General features: G+C 35.4%; 12 protein-coding genes. 2 read left to right on the top strand and 10 right to left on the bottom strand.

Features of this window, described 5'->3' with window-relative positions; translation table 11 throughout:
• Window positions 1–165: 165 nt before the first annotated feature.
• The gene (locus CLOLE_RS01560; RefSeq protein ID WP_013655319.1) at window positions 166–2,349 is read left to right on the top strand and encodes an RCC1 domain-containing protein; all 2,184 of its coding nucleotides are present in this window, start codon (window positions 166–168) and stop codon (window positions 2,347–2,349) included.
• 94 nt (window positions 2,350–2,443) lie between these two features.
• On the opposite strand, the gene CLOLE_RS01555 is transcribed toward CLOLE_RS01560, so the two are convergent.
• The 3 genes from CLOLE_RS01555 to carB form a co-directional block, all read right to left on the bottom strand.
• Window positions 2,444–2,908, bottom strand: coding sequence for a low molecular weight protein-tyrosine-phosphatase (locus tag CLOLE_RS01555; protein ID WP_013655318.1), 465 nt, complete (start codon window positions 2,906–2,908; stop codon window positions 2,444–2,446).
• 76 nt (window positions 2,909–2,984) lie between these two features.
• Complete coding sequence (gene trxB / locus CLOLE_RS01550) at window positions 2,985–3,896, bottom strand: thioredoxin-disulfide reductase (protein ID WP_013655317.1); 912 nt, start codon at window positions 3,894–3,896, stop codon at window positions 2,985–2,987.
• Between the two features lie 191 nt (window positions 3,897–4,087).
• Window positions 4,088–7,294, bottom strand: coding sequence for a carbamoyl-phosphate synthase large subunit (carB, locus tag CLOLE_RS01545; protein ID WP_013655316.1), 3,207 nt, complete (start codon window positions 7,292–7,294; stop codon window positions 4,088–4,090).
• Window positions 7,295–7,605: 311 nt separating this feature from the next.
• Between carB and CLOLE_RS23220 the strand changes: the two genes are divergently transcribed.
• Window positions 7,606–7,758, top strand: coding sequence for a hypothetical protein (locus CLOLE_RS23220; protein WP_162145056.1), 153 nt, complete (start codon window positions 7,606–7,608; stop codon window positions 7,756–7,758).
• 134 nt (window positions 7,759–7,892) lie between these two features.
• Here CLOLE_RS23220 and CLOLE_RS01535 read toward each other — a convergent pair whose 3' ends face one another.
• From CLOLE_RS01535 to CLOLE_RS01505, 7 genes are all read right to left on the bottom strand, one after another.
• Complete coding sequence (locus CLOLE_RS01535) at window positions 7,893–8,495, bottom strand: hypothetical protein (protein WP_013655315.1); 603 nt, start codon at window positions 8,493–8,495, stop codon at window positions 7,893–7,895.
• A 145-nt stretch (window positions 8,496–8,640) separates the two neighbouring features.
• A complete protein-coding gene (locus CLOLE_RS01530; RefSeq protein WP_013655314.1) occupies window positions 8,641–10,515 on the bottom strand; it encodes a chitinase N-terminal domain-containing protein in 1,875 nt (624 codons plus the stop codon).
• 239 nt (window positions 10,516–10,754) lie between these two features.
• Window positions 10,755–12,671, bottom strand: a complete 1,917-nt coding sequence (locus CLOLE_RS01525; protein ID WP_013655313.1) for a glycoside hydrolase family 127 protein — start codon at window positions 12,669–12,671, stop codon at window positions 10,755–10,757.
• A 103-nt stretch (window positions 12,672–12,774) separates the two neighbouring features.
• A complete protein-coding gene (locus CLOLE_RS01520) occupies window positions 12,775–13,656 on the bottom strand; it encodes a helix-turn-helix domain-containing protein (protein WP_013655312.1) in 882 nt (293 codons plus the stop codon).
• Between the two features lie 387 nt (window positions 13,657–14,043).
• Window positions 14,044–15,297, bottom strand: a complete 1,254-nt coding sequence (locus CLOLE_RS21495; RefSeq protein WP_013655311.1) for a leucine-rich repeat domain-containing protein — start codon at window positions 15,295–15,297, stop codon at window positions 14,044–14,046.
• Window positions 15,298–15,845: 548 nt separating this feature from the next.
• Window positions 15,846–16,781: a restriction endonuclease gene (locus CLOLE_RS01510; RefSeq protein ID WP_013655310.1), complete on the bottom strand. Its 936-nt coding sequence runs from the start codon at window positions 16,779–16,781 to the stop codon at window positions 15,846–15,848.
• Between the two features lie 331 nt (window positions 16,782–17,112).
• A complete protein-coding gene (locus CLOLE_RS01505; RefSeq protein ID WP_013655309.1) occupies window positions 17,113–18,345 on the bottom strand; it encodes a glycerate kinase type-2 family protein in 1,233 nt (410 codons plus the stop codon).
• Between the last annotated feature and the right edge of the window lie 47 nt (window positions 18,346–18,392).

The following is an 18,392-nucleotide window of genomic DNA, read 5'->3' as shown; positions in this document are numbered from 1 at the left end:
CTGTTTATATACTCCTTCTCTATATTAACACACTATTTTCTGAATTTACAATTAATTACTATCTAAGAACATCTATTTGAGACAACTCCAATCTTTCTCTATTTGACCGTCACCATAGAAAATTGTATAATAAATTCAATATATTTATTATATTTGGGAGGTTCTATGAAAAATACGAAGTGCTGTTTAAAGAATGTTTCACTCTGGTTGCTATTATTTCTACTAGGCTCTTTCACCCTCTATGCCAAGACCCCTTCTTCTGTCACACCTTCTTTTAACCAAACACCGTATGCTGCTACTCTTTTACTTAAAGCTGATGGCTCCTTATGGTCTGTTTATACTGAAGTGGGTAACTTTGAATTAACTGCTATTGCAAAAGATGTTGTACAAGTAGATGGTAATGGTCAATTTGGTATTTTTCTCAAAAAAGATGGTACTGCTTGGTACTGGTCTAATCCAAATCATCAAAAGATCCAACCTACACAAATTCTCTCTGATGTTCAAGCTGTCCATTATAACAATGGCATATTCGGTATCTTAAAAAATAATGGTTCTCTATGGGTATGGGGAAAATTTCTGAATTACTCCACTCCCACTCAATTAATGACAGATGTTTCTTCATTTGCACTCGTGTCAGATGCTATTATTTTTCAGAAGAAAGATAGCAGTTTATGGAGCTACCCTAATCTTTTTATAGACATTATAGACGACGGAAAAAATCTTAAAGATATAACACCTATTCAATTTTCAAATCAAGTTATTTCTTATGAAGTTGCTAATGAATATCTCACATTTATCACACTTAATAAAGAGCTTTGGTGTTGGAATACACAAAGTCAACCTAATAAAATTACTGAAAATGTCAGCCAATGTGCTTTTCCAATGGTTCTAAAAACAAATGGTGTGCTTTATGACATATTTGACTTTAAAGAAGCTAAAATATCACCGACTTCTATTGATACTAATGTTACTAAGCTAAATCCTTCCCTTTCACCTTCAAGAGAATATGCTTGTACCTATATCAAGAAGGATGGTACACTATGGACCTATACTTATACGCTTAAATCCTCTAAACCCTTTGAGACTTATCAGCTTTCTAGTGCTGTAGCTAATCTAACCTTTAATAATTATATGGGCTTTGTTACTTTAAAAGATGGCTCACTCTGGTTATTTACAGGACAAGATTCTCTTCCAAATGCCTCTACTATCCCTGGTTTTACCTTGCCTAGTAGTTGGTCTGACTTTGGACCTCGCTTAAAGGGTATTTGCCTTACCCCCAACTTTATCACACCTTCTATTGATAAAATAAAAATTACTACCAAGTTACCTCCTTATGAACTGCTCCCCTTATGGATTACTGAGAAGGTTACTGAAGGATACGAAATCCTAGAAATGACTACCTTTGCTGATGAAAGTTTTACTATTCAACTAAGAGAATTTATTCCTCAACTAGATGATGGGGCATTTATCTATACCTGTAAAGGAAAAGGCGAAAAAATCACACGTATCCAGGTTGATTTTCCTTGTACACGAACAGAGGATCTTGTGTACTCCACCGAAGCTAATGCCTCTAATAAAGCAAAGCAAGAAGCCATTAAGCAATTGACTGGTCTAGAGCCCTATCTTTCTCATATTACTAAACAATCTATTGCCCTAACGCCTAGTGAAAAAGAAAAATTAGCTAGTACTGCTATGGCAAGAGCATCTTATTCCATAAAAAAATCCGGCTATACTATCAGTACATTAAAAGTCGGTGAAGGTATGTTCTGGGGATATGCAACTCTTGCTATTGATTTATCTAATTCTAATGCTCTAGATACTAACGGTAAATTTTTAGCTATACCTAATGAAGCTATTAGCCGTAATTATTTGTCTAAAATAGGTTTTACTAATGACCAAATTTCTCGGAAGTATGTTAACTACCCTGATCTTTTTTCTAATACTTCACTAATTGGTAAACGAAAACCTTCTGCTTCTCAAATGACTAACCTCACTGAGGTTAGCATCAGTCAGGCACAAGATCATAGTAATGATGGTAGCTATAGTATTACTTGGACTATCAATCAAGATGATTTTAGAAAACATACCAAACAGTGCCTTGATATGATTAAATCGGATGTCCTTAAATTCAACAATATTACTAAAGATCTTGCCAAAAAGAAAGACTTAGAAGAAGCGCTAACTGCCCTTAAAGCTTGGGTGGATGAAGGTAATGCTTATTCTTACTCTCTTGGTAATCAATTTACTTATCCTAGTGACTACAATACACTTAATCAATATGATTACTTTTTATTGGCCACCCTCACTAATAATAGTGATGATCCTATTACAATCTCATTAAGTTGGTAATTCTAACTTTCTTCTCTTATTTAAAAGGGAGACTCAAGATTTCTATCTTTGAGTCTCCTTTTTAAATTTTGTTATTACTCTATCCCTACTCTTATCATTTTTTATTTTCTTCTAGAATAAACCTTAAAAACTCGCTACACCCTTCATAAACATCTTCATAGGTCCTGTCAAAATCCCCTGTATACCATGGGTCCGCAATATCTCTGGGACAGGGAGAAAAGTCTAGCAGTCTATAGATTTTTTTCTTAGGATCATCACCCAATATTCTACGCATATTGGTGATATTTCTACTATCCATCCCTAAGAAATAATCATACGCATTGTAATCCTTTTTCGTTAACTGCACTGCACACTTGCCATCAGTTAAAATGTTATATTCCTTTAACTTACGCTTCGTTCCATAGTGAACACCATTACCTATTTCTTCTGTGCTTGTTGCTGAAGATGCTATGTAGAATTCTTGACTAAGCCCACGTTTATTCACCATATCTCTCATTACAAACTCGGCCATAGGTGAACGACAAATATTGCCGTGACATACAAACATTACCCTGATCATCTTCTTCCTCCTTTAATCACTCAAAAGGCTACTTCCAAAACTAGTTGAACTAGCTTTAGTAGTAGCCTTCTTCTCTTTAGTGAGTTAAGCTATCAATATATTCACATGCAGCAAGGCCTGCAATAGTACCATCGCTAGAAGCTGTTGTTAACTGACGTATGGTTTTGGTACGACAATCTCCAGCAACAAAGATTCCCTCTGCATTTGTTTTACAGTTTTCACCAGCAATAATATAACCTTCAGGGTCTAAGGCTACCATATTGGCACAAAAGTCATTAGCAGGTATTTGCCCAACTGCAACAAAAAGGCCATCTAGGGGTAAAAATGTTTCTTCACCTGATTTACTTTTTATGTCTATTCCTTCTAGACGCCCTTCACCATGTAGCTTTGTAACAACACTTTCTAAGATGAAGGATACATTTTCCCTAGCCTCCAGTGTTTCTACTAAACGTGTTTCTGCTCTAAAGCTATCCTTTCGATGAATAAGATAGACCTTTTTACAATAAGCAGAGAGAAAGATGGCATCTTCAACAGCAGTATTACCACCGCCTACAACTGCCACTTCTTTTCCTTTGAAAAATGCACCATCACATACAGCGCAATAGGATACACCTAAGCCTGTTAATTCTTGTTCTCGTTCTAAGCCTAATGCTCTTTTGGTGGCTCCTGTTGCAATGATAATACTTTTACATTCATAAGTAGCTTGATCTGTTCTCACAACCTTTTTATCAGGAAAGCCTTCTATTGAGGTGGCATTCTCATATTTAATGGTTGCTCCTAATGAAAGTGCTTGCTCATAGAGAGCAGATGCAAAGTCAGCACCCGATATATGTTTAATCCCTGGGTAATTTTCTATTTCTTTAGAACTAACAATTTGTCCGCCAGGCAAATATCCTTCAAGAAGTAAGGTACTCTTACCTGCTCGTGACGTATAGATTGATGCAGACAAACCAGCCGTACCTGCACCAATGATAATGACATCGTACATAATTTTCTCCTTTCCTACATATCTCATAGATATGAGTCTTCTTTCTTATTCTATGCCTTTATCATACTCCCTATTAGAAATCTTTTCTATAGTACAAACTTTATTCTTTATACTTTTTTTATTCTTTTAAAAATATAAAAGCACGCAAAAGCCTCACTATCATGATGCTTTTGCATGCTTTATTCCTAATCTTACTGAATTTCATTATGGAATTCTTGCAAAGATTTAATCGTACGCCCCTTGCCAGCTTTAACGGCTTTGATCCCTTCTACAGTAGCTCTGGCACCTGCCATAGTCGTTACGTAGAATACGCGTTTTCTAATAGCTGCTTTTCTAATGTAGCTATCATCATCTGCTCCTACTTTATCATTCGGTGTATTAATGACGATTTGAACTTCATTATTAGTAATAGCATCTAAAATATTAGGACGACCTTGATTTAATTTAAAAATCTTTTCTGCTGGGATACCATTAGCCTTTAAAAGGTCTGCTGTTCCTCTCGTAGCAATAATCTTAAAGCCACATTCAGCAAAGCCTCTGGCTATTTCTACGACTTCAGCTTTATCCCTATCATTGACACTAATAAGCACTGTTCCCTCCAAAGCAATCTTGGTTTGTGTAGCTTCTTGAGCTTTATAAAAAGCTTCTCCAAAGTTATCTGACATACCAAGCACTTCACCTGTAGAGCGCATTTCAGGCCCTAGAAGTGGATCGACTTCATGGAACATATTAAATGGGAAAACAGCTTCTTTTACGCCATGATGATTAAATACCCTGTCCCTTAGTGCTGGTACAGGTGATGGTTTATGAGTAATCTCACTAGTGATAATCTCTGTTGCCAGCCTCACCATCTGAACATTACATACCTTTGAAACTAATGGTACTGTACGAGAAGCACGTGGGTTGGCTTCTAAGACATATACCTTGTTATCTTCAATAGCATACTGCATATTCATTAAGCCGCGAACACCCATTTCTTTAGCAATACGTTTAGTATAGTCTTTGATAATCGCCACATTTTCTTCTGAAATATTGAGAGATGGCAGAATGCATGCAGAGTCACCTGAGTGAATACCCGCAAGCTCAATATGCTCCATAACCGCTGGTACAAAAACATTTTCTCCATCACTTATGGCATCAGCCTCACACTCCATAGCATTATGTAAAAATCGATCAATTAAGATTGGACGATCTGGTGTCACGCCTACTGCAGCTTTCATGTAGACTTCAAGACTTTCAGCATCATGTACCACTTCCATGCCACGACCACCTAATACATAAGAAGGTCTCACCATTACCGGATAACCAATACGCTTAGCAATAGCTAAGGCTTCCTCTACATTCACAGCCATTCCAGACTCTGGCATAGGGATTTCTAGTTTCTCCATCATGGCTCTAAATAAATCTCTATCTTCTGCAAAATCAATAGTTTCTGGACTCGTACCTAGAATATTAACCCCTGCTTTTTTAAGATCAGCTGCTAAATTAAGAGGTGTTTGACCGCCAAACTGTGCAATAACGCCAAGTGGTTTTTCTTTTTCATGAATGCTTAAGACATCTTCTAAGGTAAGAGGCTCAAAATAAAGTTTGTCAGAAGTATCATAATCTGTTGAAACAGTCTCAGGATTACAGTTCACCATAATGGTTTCAAAGCCTAGCTCCTTAAGTGCAGTAGCTGCATGTACGCAGCAATAGTCAAATTCAATCCCTTGACCAATGCGATTAGGGCCACTTCCTAAAATCATAATTTTAGGTTTATCTGTGTTTACCTTTGTTTCATCTTTTATATGATAGCTAGAATAGTAGTAAGCCGAGTCTGGTGTGCCACTTACATGAACACCTTCCCAAGCTTCTGTAATGCCATATTCAAGGCGTTTAGCTCTTACCTCTTCTTCAGACACTTCTAGCAGCTTGGCTAAATACTTATCTGAGAAACCATCTTGTTTAGCTTGAAGGAGTATTTCTTTTTCTGGAACAGCTCCTTTCCTAGCGATTAGAGCATTTTCTTCTTCTACTAATTCTTTCATTTGCTCAATGAAATAAGGTTTAATCTTGGTAAGGTTAAAGAGTTCCTCTACAGTAGCCCCTTTTCTAAGGGCTTCATACATGATGAACTGTCTTTCACTAGTGGGGACATGAAGATGAGCTAAAAGTTCTTTTTTAGATAGCTTATTAAAATCTTTAGCAAAGCCTAGTCCATAGCGACCTGTTTCAAGGCTCCTAATGGCTTTTTGAAAAGCTTCCTTATAGGTTTTACCAATGCTCATGACTTCTCCTACAGCACGCATTTGTGTACCCAGTTTATCCTCTGCATTTTTAAACTTCTCAAAGGCCCAGCGTGCAAATTTAATAACCACATAGTCTCCATCTGGTTTGTATTTATCTAAAGTCCCATATTTACCACAAGGAATATCCGCTAAAGTAAGTCCTGTTGCTAGCATGGCTGATACGAGGGCAATAGGAAAACCTGTTGCTTTAGAAGCTAAGGCTGAAGAACGAGAGGTTCTTGGGTTAATCTCAATAACAATAATACGTCCTGTTTCTGTATGGCGAGCAAACTGTACATTAGTACCACCTATGACCTCTATCGCTTCTACAATTTTATAAGCTTGACGCTGCAATTCCTTTTGAACATCCTCTGAAATAGTTAACATAGGTGCTGAGCAAAAAGAGTCACCTGTATGTACGCCTAATGGATCAATATTTTCAATAAAACATACTGTAATCATATTCCCTTTAGCATCACGTACAACTTCTAATTCTAATTCTTCCCAGCCTAGAATAGATTCTTCTACTAAGACCTGTCCCACTAAACTGGCCTGAAGTCCTCTAGCACAAACGGTTTTAAGCTCATCTGTGTTATAAACTAAGCCGCCACCTGCTCCTCCCATGGTATAAGCTGGTCTAAGTACTACAGGATAACCTAGCTGCTCTGCAATAGCTAAAGCTTCTTCAACAGTATAGGCCACTTCACTTCTAGCCATTTCAATACCTAAGCTATCCATGGTCTTTTTAAATTCAACACGGTCTTCTCCTCTTTCAATGGCATCTACTTGAACGCCTATAACCTCTACATTATATTTTTTTAAAATGCCTAATTGATTAAGCTCTGAACATAAGTTAAGGCCTGATTGTCCGCCTAAATTAGGTAATAACCAATCAGGACGTTCTTTAGCAATAATTTCTTCAAGGCGCTCTGCATTAAGAGGCTCGATGTAAGTAATGTCTGCAATACCTGGGTCAGTCATAATCGTTGCTGGGTTAGAATTAACTAGGATAATTTGATGTCCTAATTTTCTGAGCGCTTTACATGCCTGTGTTCCTGAATAATCAAACTCACATGCTTGGCCTATAATAATAGGACCTGAACCAATAATTAAAACCTTTTTACTCTCCATTAACCACGATCCTCCAAAGTTAAGATTCATGATAGCCCAATAACCCCCTAACTGCTCATATTATTTAGACTTTTCATTATTTATGATTATAGCATAATTATACACTTAAAACAAAGCATTTATATTATATTTTGCATATTATTATGTTAAAATGCATTTTTAAACATTTTATTTTAAACTTCTTACCTTGCCATCACAACTTAAATGCTGTAAATCTAAAAAAACTGTGAAAAGTCAAAGGTTGAACTATTCAGATAAACAGTATAAACTATTAAAAATAAATGTTTTATAGACTTATAAATTTGAATTTTATGGGGGATAAAATGCTTCTTCTCTCTACTCAAGTAGATGAAAGTACTCAATATTTTTATCGAAAACTTGGCTATGTAGATTGTGGTGGCTTATTGCTTAATGGTACCCCGTTTGAGCAACCCATGGGAATGTTTATGAGGAAGATACTCTAATCTCAAATTTCTGATTTTACAATTAGCTTTCTTCCCACCTAGCATGATGTTTGTATTCTCACTCTAAAATGGTAGTCTGATTGCCCGTGTTAATGCACAACCTTTGTGCATTAACACGGGTTTTATTGTAGAAGTTAATTTCTCAAACTAAAGAATGTATGAATAGTAGGCCTTAATTTGCCCATTTCACTAAGTTCATCAGAGTACTTTTCAATGCTATGGTCGTTGGTTAATGAAGGAACCCACATAATTGTAAACTCCGAAGTCTGGAGTACTATGCGGTTTTTTGGAAATTGATCTGGATTTTTAAAACTAGCTTTTTCTTCTTCAAGTTCTTTGGTGGTTAGAGTAACAATTCCCATTAATTGTTGAGGATATACAGGATCACAACATTCAGGTGGACAATTGTGATATATCGTTACATCTTTAGTATCATCAGAATACTTTATGGAGATTTTCTCTTTCCATTCGTCTGGACATAAGAATATGTACTTATCAGTAGTGATATTAGGTAATGGTTTATCTATAAGCGTATCCTCCACAACCGGAGGTATTTCAGGCTCTTTGCTTGGTGGTGTTATAGCATCTTCCAACGTGCTAGTAGATGCTATTGGTGTAACGTTAGCTGTATTAAAATAGAGAATTACAGCTAAAATACTACATAATAATAAAGCTAAAAATACAATGAGTACAGGTAAAAATACTTTCTTATGTTTATGACTCTTTTTTACCTCCATCTAGTGAGCCTCCTTTAGCTATTGAAAATAGTTAGATAGTTCTTTTGTGATAAGAGCAACTTTGGAAAATATTCCTCTCTGGTTGTACTATCATAATAATAGAAAAACATGTACTTATAGGCCTATTTTTCATCCAAGATTGAGGCTAATAGGATACATTAACTGTAATAGGTTCTGATGTTGTCTTTCCATCTCTTCCTACTAATACAGCATAATAAGTATAGGTCCCTGGTATTTGATTTTCTATGATATAACTATCTTTTTGAGCATTTTTGTCATTTACTTTTAGAGGCCTAGTAATAATAAGCTTATCATTCTCATAAAGCTCCCACTCACTACCGTTATTGCCATACCACATATTCATATCAATAGTATAGGCTGTATTATTATTACTTTGATAAGACAAAACAGGTGTTCCTGGTAGGATTGGATTAACCGTTACTGTAATAGGCTTAGATTTTGTAACCCCATTTTCATTAACTAATTCAGCATAATACGTATATGTTCCAGCTACCTTATTCTTCATGTTGGCATTGCCTTGTTGAGCACTTGTTCCATTAGCCACTAATGATTCTTCAAAAATAAGTTTATCATTTTCATACAATCTCCAAGAAGTACCATTCACACCATACCACATATTAAATGTGATACTATAATTTTGTTCTCCATTCCAACAATTATGAGCAACCACAGGTTCTGCTGGCACTGGTCCTGCTGGTACTAGTTCTAATTCAGGTATTTTATAACTCAAGACCTCTGATTTATAAAGCCCCTCGCCATATAATGCTTCTAGATGATATTGAGCTGTATCTCCAGATTTAATACTAGAATGAACAGGAATCTTTACTTGATTTTCTGATCCTGCCCCACATAGTAATGTATATACAATTCTATCATTTTCATAAACAAATACCACATATTCTTCATCCGTTGCATTTTCCCATAAAAGCTGAAGTGTGTTATCCTCATTTTTACTGATTGCTGTATGAGTAATAGGTACTTCTCTTGTAAAGATCTGACTCTCACTTATAGTATATCCTTCCTCATTACTTAAAACCAGTTGCCAATCTCCTATTAAGCTTAAGCTACCTCTATAGTCTAATTGCTTTTCAATAGCTGCTATGGCATTACGATCTTGTTCTACATCTCCTGACAAAACAATAATACCATTATAATATACCTCATACTTAGTAGCACCAGATGCTTCAGGAATATTAATATCTATAGTTAGCACATCTATCCCTGTTTCCTCTTCTTCTCCTACCTTCGTTACCTTCAATTCCCCTGTTTTTAATATTTTAGTTGCTTCTTTTACTTCAACTATGGCAGGTATACTTACTACCCCCTCTGTATTATTACCATAAGCTATAATCTCATAAGTATACGTACCTGGCTGTCTATTTTTAATAACAAAATTAGGAATTTCAATATCTTTATTAACATAGGCATTATCTACTTTTCTTTCCTCTATAGGTTTGCCATTTTCATAAAGCACATATTTCTTTAACTCACCATAATGAAGTAAAACAGATCTAATGAGTACATCACCTGTACTATTTGTTTTACAAATTAACTTTGCAGGTTGCATCTCTTTATATTGCTCTACCTCAAGACTAGTAACTTCCTTTACCTTAACTCCGTCAATAATAAGATTGGCCTTGTAAGTATATTTACCAACTTCAGCAATAGGAACTTCTAAAATGAAACCATTCATTTCTTGTATTGATGTTTCTAAAATATCGTAAGTCTTAATTAGTTTACCGTTTTGATAAACCTCACATAAAGCACTTTGACTCTCTTTAGGTACCTGGCAAAGAATTCTTAGCTCATGATTACCAGTTTGCTTAGTTCTAGGTAAAAATATAAATATATTAGGTTCTATGACTTGTACTTCTCCAACATTAGCTTGTATGCGAATTTGTTCTGCTTCAATAGCTTGTCCATAAATGCCCCCACTAGCCGTCATAACTAATGTAGCAGATACTATCCCTACTAGTAATTTCTTTATCTTCTTATTCATACTCTTCCTCCTATAATCTTCATTTTATAATTAACAACTAAAATTGTATCATATATTTTATATTTTTTAAATATTCTTAATATATTACCTTTCTCGTATTTTTACTTGTATATATTTAGAAGCAAGTTTTTGTAAATAAAAAAAGCTATTTCTAAGTTAGCTTCTACTAACTATAAAAATAGCCTTTCTCCTAAAGTATTAATCATATAATAACTTGGTCTATGCAAAATATGTTTTCATTATTCTTCTGGAAGCCATACGCGCATCTGATTAATCCCTCGATTGCCCCATGTATAATAGGGAATAAGGGTAATCTTACAAGGTTGTACTTCTGGACGTACGGTAGAATAAATTAGCTTACTCTCACTCACCTTATACCCATCAATTTTAATCTCAACAATACCATTTAGTTTTTCAGAACTATAAGCTTCAATCTCTCCATCTTTCTTTGCTCTCAGGCTAAAGACGTCTCCAGCATTATCAATCCCCTCAGCGCAATAAATCAATGGGCCTCTTGAAAATGCCACCTTGCCACTATCAGCTGTAATCTTACTAGAAGCAAAAATACGTTTGACGTTCATATCAAAAGTTACAGTTACCATATCCTCCTGGGTAAACGCCTTAGTAAGATAAACATATCCATTTCTGATTTCATAATTAGCTTTCTTTTCATCTAGCATGATGCTTGTATTTTCACTCCAAAGTGGTAGTCTAATTGCCAGAGTTAAATCCATGGATTCATCATTTGGCTCAAATCTATAGCGAACCTGGTTTCCATAAGGGTAGCTGGTTTCAACTTTAATTTTGCCGTGTAAAGTGTCGGTCAGATCAAGTGTTCCCCCAATGAAAAGATGAGAATAAACCGTATTTCCTTCTTCACTCCATGCATATCTTCCCATAGAGGATAAAAGCCTCGCCACATTAGGAGGACAGCATGCACAAGTAAACCACTTTGGACGCTGTGGTAGTGCATGACGGTGAGTAACGGCTTCCCCAGATATGCCAGGTATGCTCTCTAGAGGATTGACATAAAAGAACTTTGTTCCATCTAGCTGCATGCCTGCAAGGACACAGTTATAAAGGGCGCGTTCCATAATATCAGCATATTCATTGTTCTTTTCAAGGTCAATCATCTTTCTTGCGAAGAAAATCAAGCCGATTGCCGCACAGGTCTCAGCATAAGCTGTATCATTAGGCAGGTGATAGTCCTTGGTAAAAGCTTCTCCCTCATAAGCTGAACCAATAGCACCTGTGACATACATTCTGCACTTAGTAATATTCTCCCAAAGTGTCTCACAAGCTTTTTTTAGACTTTCATCACTAGTCTCTACTGCCACATCAGCCATACCTGTGTAAAGGTAAACTGCTCGAACGGCATGCCCAACGGCTTTTGTCTGTTCCCTTACAGGAAGATGATTTTGGGTATATTCCTTATTGTTGCAGTCATTACCCCAAACAGTCCAGTTGTAACACTCACTTTCCTTTATAAAATAATCACTATCCACACCTCTAACGTCAATAAAGTGCTGAGCAAGACGCTTATACTTCTCATTTTTCGTAAATCTGTACAGCCTCATCAGAGCAAGTTCAACTTCAGGGTGTCCTGGATATCCTGGTACTTCATCCTCAATAAAGCGTTCATAAATATGGTCTGCCATACGACACATTATATCAAGTAACTTTGTTTTCCCTGTACATTCAGCATAAGTAACAGCAGCTTCCATCATATGCCCCGCACAGTAAAGCTCATGTGCTTCCTCAAGATTAGTCCAGCGCTTGTCCGGTTCTTTCACAGTAAAGTAGGTATTAAGATACCCATCCTGATGTTGCGCACGGCCAATTAAGTCAATCACCTCATCACAACGTTTTTCAAGCTCCTCATCTGAATGCATTAATAGTGTATAAGCAGCGGCTTCAAGCCACTTTGCAACATCACTATCTTGAAAGATCATTCCATAAAAGGCTTCATCACATTTTTCTGTTTCAATCACCTTCGCTGCTAATCTAAAGTTTTCTATGGCATGACTCTTTTCAGCACCTTCAATTTGATCGTTTAATACCTTTTCCTGATAGGGCACCACCGTATCCTTAATAAGTGCTTCGTAATATCCAAAAAATTTATCTGTAACTGTAAATTTCTTTAACATATCATTCATGTCTTAGCCTCCCTCGTTACTCTTATATATGTATAATATTCCTTAACTGAGGCAGATAACATGGATTATATTCCGGAATTTATGTATTTTTTTCTGATTGATATTAAATCCTTGGGACATAAACATTTCTAAATTTTAGAGGAGATATTTCATTTTTGCGCTTGAATATTTTGCTGAAATAAAATGTATCATAAAACCCGGTTTCACTTGCAATTTCCGCTACTGACATTTCTGTTTCACATAGTAACCGCTCTGCTTTCCTCATTCTCAGCATTAATTGATATTCTTTAATCGTCATACCTGTTTTCACTTTAAATAGGGTGCCAATATACTTGTACGTCAATCCAACTGCTTTTCCAAGTTCCTCAGCAGTAAAATTCCGACAGTAATTCTGCTCAAGGAAATCAATGACACTTTGTGTTCGCCTATCCTCTTTTGAACTTTCAACTTTGCCTTGTGCAATATCAAAGCTATGCAGGAGAATTTCCCACAACATGACATTTGCTCTAATCATATCCGTTGCAACTGCTGACTTAAACAAATCAATCAATTTTTCAATTTCCTTTTCAAATTCATTGCCAATTGGTAAATTTAAAAGCTTAGGAACGGTTATATAGCAATTGAAATCCGATGGTGATAAATATTTAGGACCACCATAAATCCTATTATTTTTCAGCTGTGGCATATTTAAAGGGGGTTCATTATTATAAAAATGTATATAATACCATGCTGTCCCACTTTCAAAATGCTTTTCTCCCCAATGATGCACGCCACTCTTTAAGAAAAATAAAGTATGAGGCGATAATTCATATATAGTGCCATCTTCCACTATTTGCATACCGCCTTTTAGTACATAAATAAGAACATTAAATTCTGCAATTCTATCGCAATGCACCATTGGTTTGAGAGAAAGCCCAAAATCTGCTTCACCCACTAGTGGCAACGAATTACACGGAATACGACAAAGGTGAGTCGCTCTATTCATGTCTTTTCTTCCTCCTTTACGATGTGCTTTATACCGATTATTCGATATGTCTATTATAATCATTTTCTAAATAAAAGACTATTTCTAACACCAGTAAAGCTAATATTCAACATTATCTTATTTTAGATATTGGTATGAGCGAGGTTTTATTACTGTTTAACCTATTTTTTGTTAGATAGAAAAAAAACTACACTAAAAGAGGCGCTCTCAAAGGTTGCTTTACCTTTTAAGAACGCCTCTTTTAGCCATTCATTTTTTTAAAGAATGAATGATAAAGTATATATTTTAGATATTCTTATTTTATAACTGAAAAGTGATGACTTTTTGATTACCATGTGTTGTTTATCAGAATTTCACCCCAAAATATTAATGCATATGACTTTTTGTCTATGGTAGGTTGTTTGTTTCAATTAGAACTTCACTATCCTCTGCTAATGCAACCACACTATATGCTTGCTTCTCATTTAATACTTCTTTTACTAACCAAGAGACTTGTTTCTCTTCTCCTTGCTTAACTGTACCTACACTTACTTCCATATTTCCTTCAACTAGTTCCAAACTATCTGGTAGATTTAGTTTTACCTTAACGTTAGTTGCTGCTTTCTCTCCTTCTCCTTTTATAATTGCTATAATCTCCCATTGATTAATATCATTTTTTATGGCTTTTAAAATTAATACAATCCCTGTATTTCCTTGTTGACTAATAAACTTTACTTTATTTTTTGTAGCATAAGTTGCTACATAAGATTCTGCAAGCCCATAGATTGTAAGATTATTGGCGCAGCCATAAAAACTTCTTGAATTTATTTTAATCACACTTTCTGGTATATTAATAGCTTGCAACTGACTACATTCATAAAACGCATAAGAGCCTATCTCTGCAACCTTTTCTGGTATATCTACTGCTACTAAACTTGTACAACCGTAAAATAATCTTGATTCAATCTTTGTTAAATTTTCAGGAAGTTCAATTCCTAGTAAACTTGTACAGTTTTCAAAGCTACTTGTCCCTATCGAAACAATCTCATTGGGTAAATCAATTTGTTTTAATTTTATACAATCTTTAAAAGCTCTTTTCTCTATTGTAACTACACTATTAGGTATAACCACTGTATCTAATCGACTACAACTAGCAAAACTACTATCCTCAATAACTGTTACTCCAACTGGAATAGAAATACTCTTTAAACTTGTACAATCACTAAAAGTTAAGCTTCCAATTTTTTGTATATTCCCCGGAAGTTCTATATACTCCAAGCTTGTGCAACCTTGAAATGTCATTGATTTTATTTCAGTAATATCAAATGGGATATTAATGCTTGTTAAATTAGTGCATTTGCTAAATGCTTGAGATCCTATACTTGTTATACTAGATGGTATTTGCACACTCTTGATAACTTTATTGTTATAAAAACTTTGGGCGGCTATTACTGTTACAGGTTTTCCATCAATACTCTCAGGAATTTGTATGTCACTTTGATTTCCTTCATAACCGGAAATCCAAATTACACTCCCCATATTCTGATATATAAATCCGTCAGGTGTTGTCTTTGCATAGACTACTATACTTCCTATGCAGAATTGCATTAGTATTACTAATAACACAGTTATCCTTAAAAATACTCTTTTTTTACTTACCATTCTTTAAATGCCCCCTAATATTATATTTTCGCTCTTAATTATACACTATATTTTAAATATTTAAATTATTTTTTATAAAATTGCTTTTCACCAAATTCATTAATAAAAATAGCCACTCTTCCTTTCTATGTAAGTGTAATAGCTTCCTCCTACTGAACAACCTATTTAGCTCCTACCTTACTAGCTACTAACCTTTCTTTATCTAACGTTTTCGCAACGATAATATCTGTCATTGTTCTCCAATTTTATCACTTATAAGACCCCCTTAAGGGCTAATGATATTTTATTTCACTCCTTTAATAACACTCTTCTCAAAGGTAAGTAAGATATTTTTCTTTGTGATTCTTGCTATAAGTCTTGCCTCATTTACCAGTTATTCACTTCTATATATGCGACCTAGAAGATGATTCCCTAAAATTGCTTTTAATTTTTGAAACAAAAAACCACCTATAAGGAAACTAGATTTGCTAGTTCTAATAAGTGATTTTTGTCATACTACTTTACCTTACAATATTATACCGTTCCCTATAATAACCAAACCCTTGTCTTCATTCTTCAATGAAATAATCTGTGTCTATTCTTTTGACTTCATAAGTATTCTCTACCGATACACCAACATTAAAATCTACCATTAGACTTGCCAATAACTTACCGTCAATTAAAATTATTTTTTTACTGCTTAGCCCCCTACTATATTCTATTGCTTCTTTGGTGAAACTAGTAGTTGTAATAAATATCCCTTTTGTAGCTCCTGGGCCATCTAATGCACCTGAAAACTTTTGTATTTCTGGCCTTCCTACTGTTCCATCCTTCCATCTCTTTGCTTGCACATAAATTCTATCTAATCCTAATCTATCTTCATTGATGATGCCATCAATACCTTCATCTCCTGATTTTTTAGTACTTAATTTCGCTTCTTCCCTTGAACCACCATATCCCATTTTAACTAATAAATCTAACACCAAATCCTCAAATCTATAACAGTTCATTTCCTTAACTCGATCTAAAACTTCACTGACTAAGTTCATCTTAATTTCTTGAAATGCCTGTTCCATGTATTCTTGTGGTGTTTTATCTATCTCTTTATTGATCTCTTTGCTAGTGGAATTAGATGCTTCTTGATGATCATTTATCTTTCTATTACTTCTCCTTAAATAATCTCTAAACTCTTCATATTTCAATAAATCATTGATTCCTAATTCTTCTATATTACTCTCTAGTACCTTTTTCCCTCTTTCTGTAATCCTAAACTGCCCTCTACTTGGTACTTCTACTAAACCTGCATTTTTTAAATATCCCTTAGCCCAATTTACTCTATCATAAAAAATATTTTTTCCACTTGGTAACCTTTGAGCACAATCTTCTTCTGATAAATTAAATTCTATAGCCAATACATCTATACATTCTTGATTTTTATAAATAACTCCATCTTTAATAACCTTCAATAAAGGTAACATAATCTTATCATACGTTGGAATCGCCATAATATCCTCCTATGCATTGCTCTAAATTAATTCTTATTTATTATTGACCTTAAATGTATATTCTAAGCCTGTCTTTCAATTGAATTAAAACGCTCTTTAGTTAGGCTTCTTACCTTTCCATCACAGCTCCCAGGTTGCAAATCTAAAAAAGGACCATGAAAAGCTAAAGTATTATTGACATATATAAAATAGGCCTGAAATTTATATTTCAGACCTATTAGCTGCTTTGGCATTATAGACTTTCTAGGGGGGCAAAGTCTATAATGCCAAAGCAACCCATACGAGTCAAATTATACTCTGGGATTATCTCTATTCTGTTTAAAGTATGTTCTCACCTTCGAATCAAGAGGACAGCTACGTCATTTACATTGGTTCCTGTTGCCCCTGTCATAATCAGACCATCTACCTGCTGTAGTGCATGATACGAATCATTCTCCTTGAGTACCTCAAAAATTTCTATACCCTGCTTTCTCAATTTTTCCTGAGTATCTTGATCTACATAACCTCCAGCCGCATCTGTAGGTCCATCTGTTCCATCTGAGCCTACACTTAATAGAGCCGTTTGATATAAGCCTCCTATTTCACGAGCTGCTGAAAGTGCTAATTCTTGATTTCTTCCTCCTTTTCCATGTCCCGTTAAATGAACTATGGTCTCTCCTCCAACAATAAAAGCTAAACTTTCTTGACTTCCCTGATAAGTTTTGGCGATAGCTGCTAGAAAAGTCCCTGCTTCTCTTGCTTCACAATTTAAGCAATCTGTTAGTATAAGCGTCTTGTATCCAAGGTGCTGACAGGCCTCTGCTGCTGCCTTACAAAGTAATTTAACTGAACCCGTAATCCTAGTCTCAACATGTGTTAGATCTTTAGGTGTCTCTATATCCATCAGTTTCATTGCTTCTGAGCTTAATTTCAAATGGTATTTGGCGATGATTTTCTTTGCCATTTCATTGGTAGAACTATCTGGATAAGCCGGTCCCGAAGCAATCATATCTAGTGGATCACCAATAATATCACTTAGTACAACACTAAATACCTTAGCAGGTAAACAGAGTTTTGCAAACTTTCCGCCTTTAACAGCTGATAATCTTTTGCGAAGTATATTTATTTCCACAATATCTGCACCACAAGCTAAAAGCTGCCTGGTTATATCCGTCAGTTCCGCCTCGCTTACAAGGGGCTTTTCAAATAAAGCAGATCCGCCACCTGATAGCAAAAACAGTACCGTATCCTCTGCATTAAGGCCTGTAATTAAATCAATCGCTACCTGAGTCGCCCTGAAGGAATTGGCATCAGGTATAGGATGCCCTGCTTCATAGCACTCTACATTAGGTAACTCACCCTTCATGTGTCCATATTTCGAAATACAGATGCCTTTTTCAATCTTCTTATCCAAACAGTCACTTGCAGCTTTGGCCATCTGCCATGCTGCCTTACCTACTGCGACCATATAAATTTTACCTTCACCAAAATCTTTAGTTTTTAGAGCCTGTCTTACTGCTTCATCTGGAAGTGCTGAGGAAATAGCCTTATTTACAATGTAGTCTGCTTCTTCTCTTAGAGTCATCTCATCATCTCCTTGTACAAAGACCAGGCACTAATCACTAGATGCCT

Origin of the sequence: Cellulosilyticum lentocellum DSM 5427 (assembly GCF_000178835.2) — a bacterium.
GTDB classification, from domain to species: Bacteria; Bacillota; Clostridia; order Lachnospirales; family Cellulosilyticaceae; genus Cellulosilyticum; species Cellulosilyticum lentocellum.
Note: the sequence above shows the minus strand (reverse complement) of the source record. Positions and strands in the feature narration are given on the sequence as shown.

Coding starts and splice junctions, on each gene's coding strand:
- CLOLE_RS01560 (WP_013655319.1), top strand. CDS start 166: ATGAAAAATACGAAGTGCTGTTTAAAGAATGTTTCACTCTGGTTGCTA.
- CLOLE_RS01555 (WP_013655318.1), bottom strand. CDS start 2,908: ATGATCAGGGTAATGTTTGTATGTCACGGCAATATTTGTCGTTCACCT.
- trxB (WP_013655317.1), bottom strand. CDS start 3,896: ATGTACGATGTCATTATCATTGGTGCAGGTACGGCTGGTTTGTCTGCA.
- carB (WP_013655316.1), bottom strand. CDS start 7,294: ATGGAGAGTAAAAAGGTTTTAATTATTGGTTCAGGTCCTATTATTATA.
- CLOLE_RS23220 (WP_162145056.1), top strand. CDS start 7,606: ATGGGGGATAAAATGCTTCTTCTCTCTACTCAAGTAGATGAAAGTACT.
- CLOLE_RS01535 (WP_013655315.1), bottom strand. CDS start 8,495: ATGGAGGTAAAAAAGAGTCATAAACATAAGAAAGTATTTTTACCTGTA.
- CLOLE_RS01530 (WP_013655314.1), bottom strand. CDS start 10,515: ATGAATAAGAAGATAAAGAAATTACTAGTAGGGATAGTATCTGCTACA.
- CLOLE_RS01525 (WP_013655313.1), bottom strand. CDS start 12,671: ATGAATGATATGTTAAAGAAATTTACAGTTACAGATAAATTTTTTGGA.
- CLOLE_RS01520 (WP_013655312.1), bottom strand. CDS start 13,656: ATGAATAGAGCGACTCACCTTTGTCGTATTCCGTGTAATTCGTTGCCA.
- CLOLE_RS21495 (WP_013655311.1), bottom strand. CDS start 15,297: ATGGTAAGTAAAAAAAGAGTATTTTTAAGGATAACTGTGTTATTAGTA.
- CLOLE_RS01510 (WP_013655310.1), bottom strand. CDS start 16,781: ATGGCGATTCCAACGTATGATAAGATTATGTTACCTTTATTGAAGGTT.
- CLOLE_RS01505 (WP_013655309.1), bottom strand. CDS start 18,345: ATGACTCTAAGAGAAGAAGCAGACTACATTGTAAATAAGGCTATTTCC.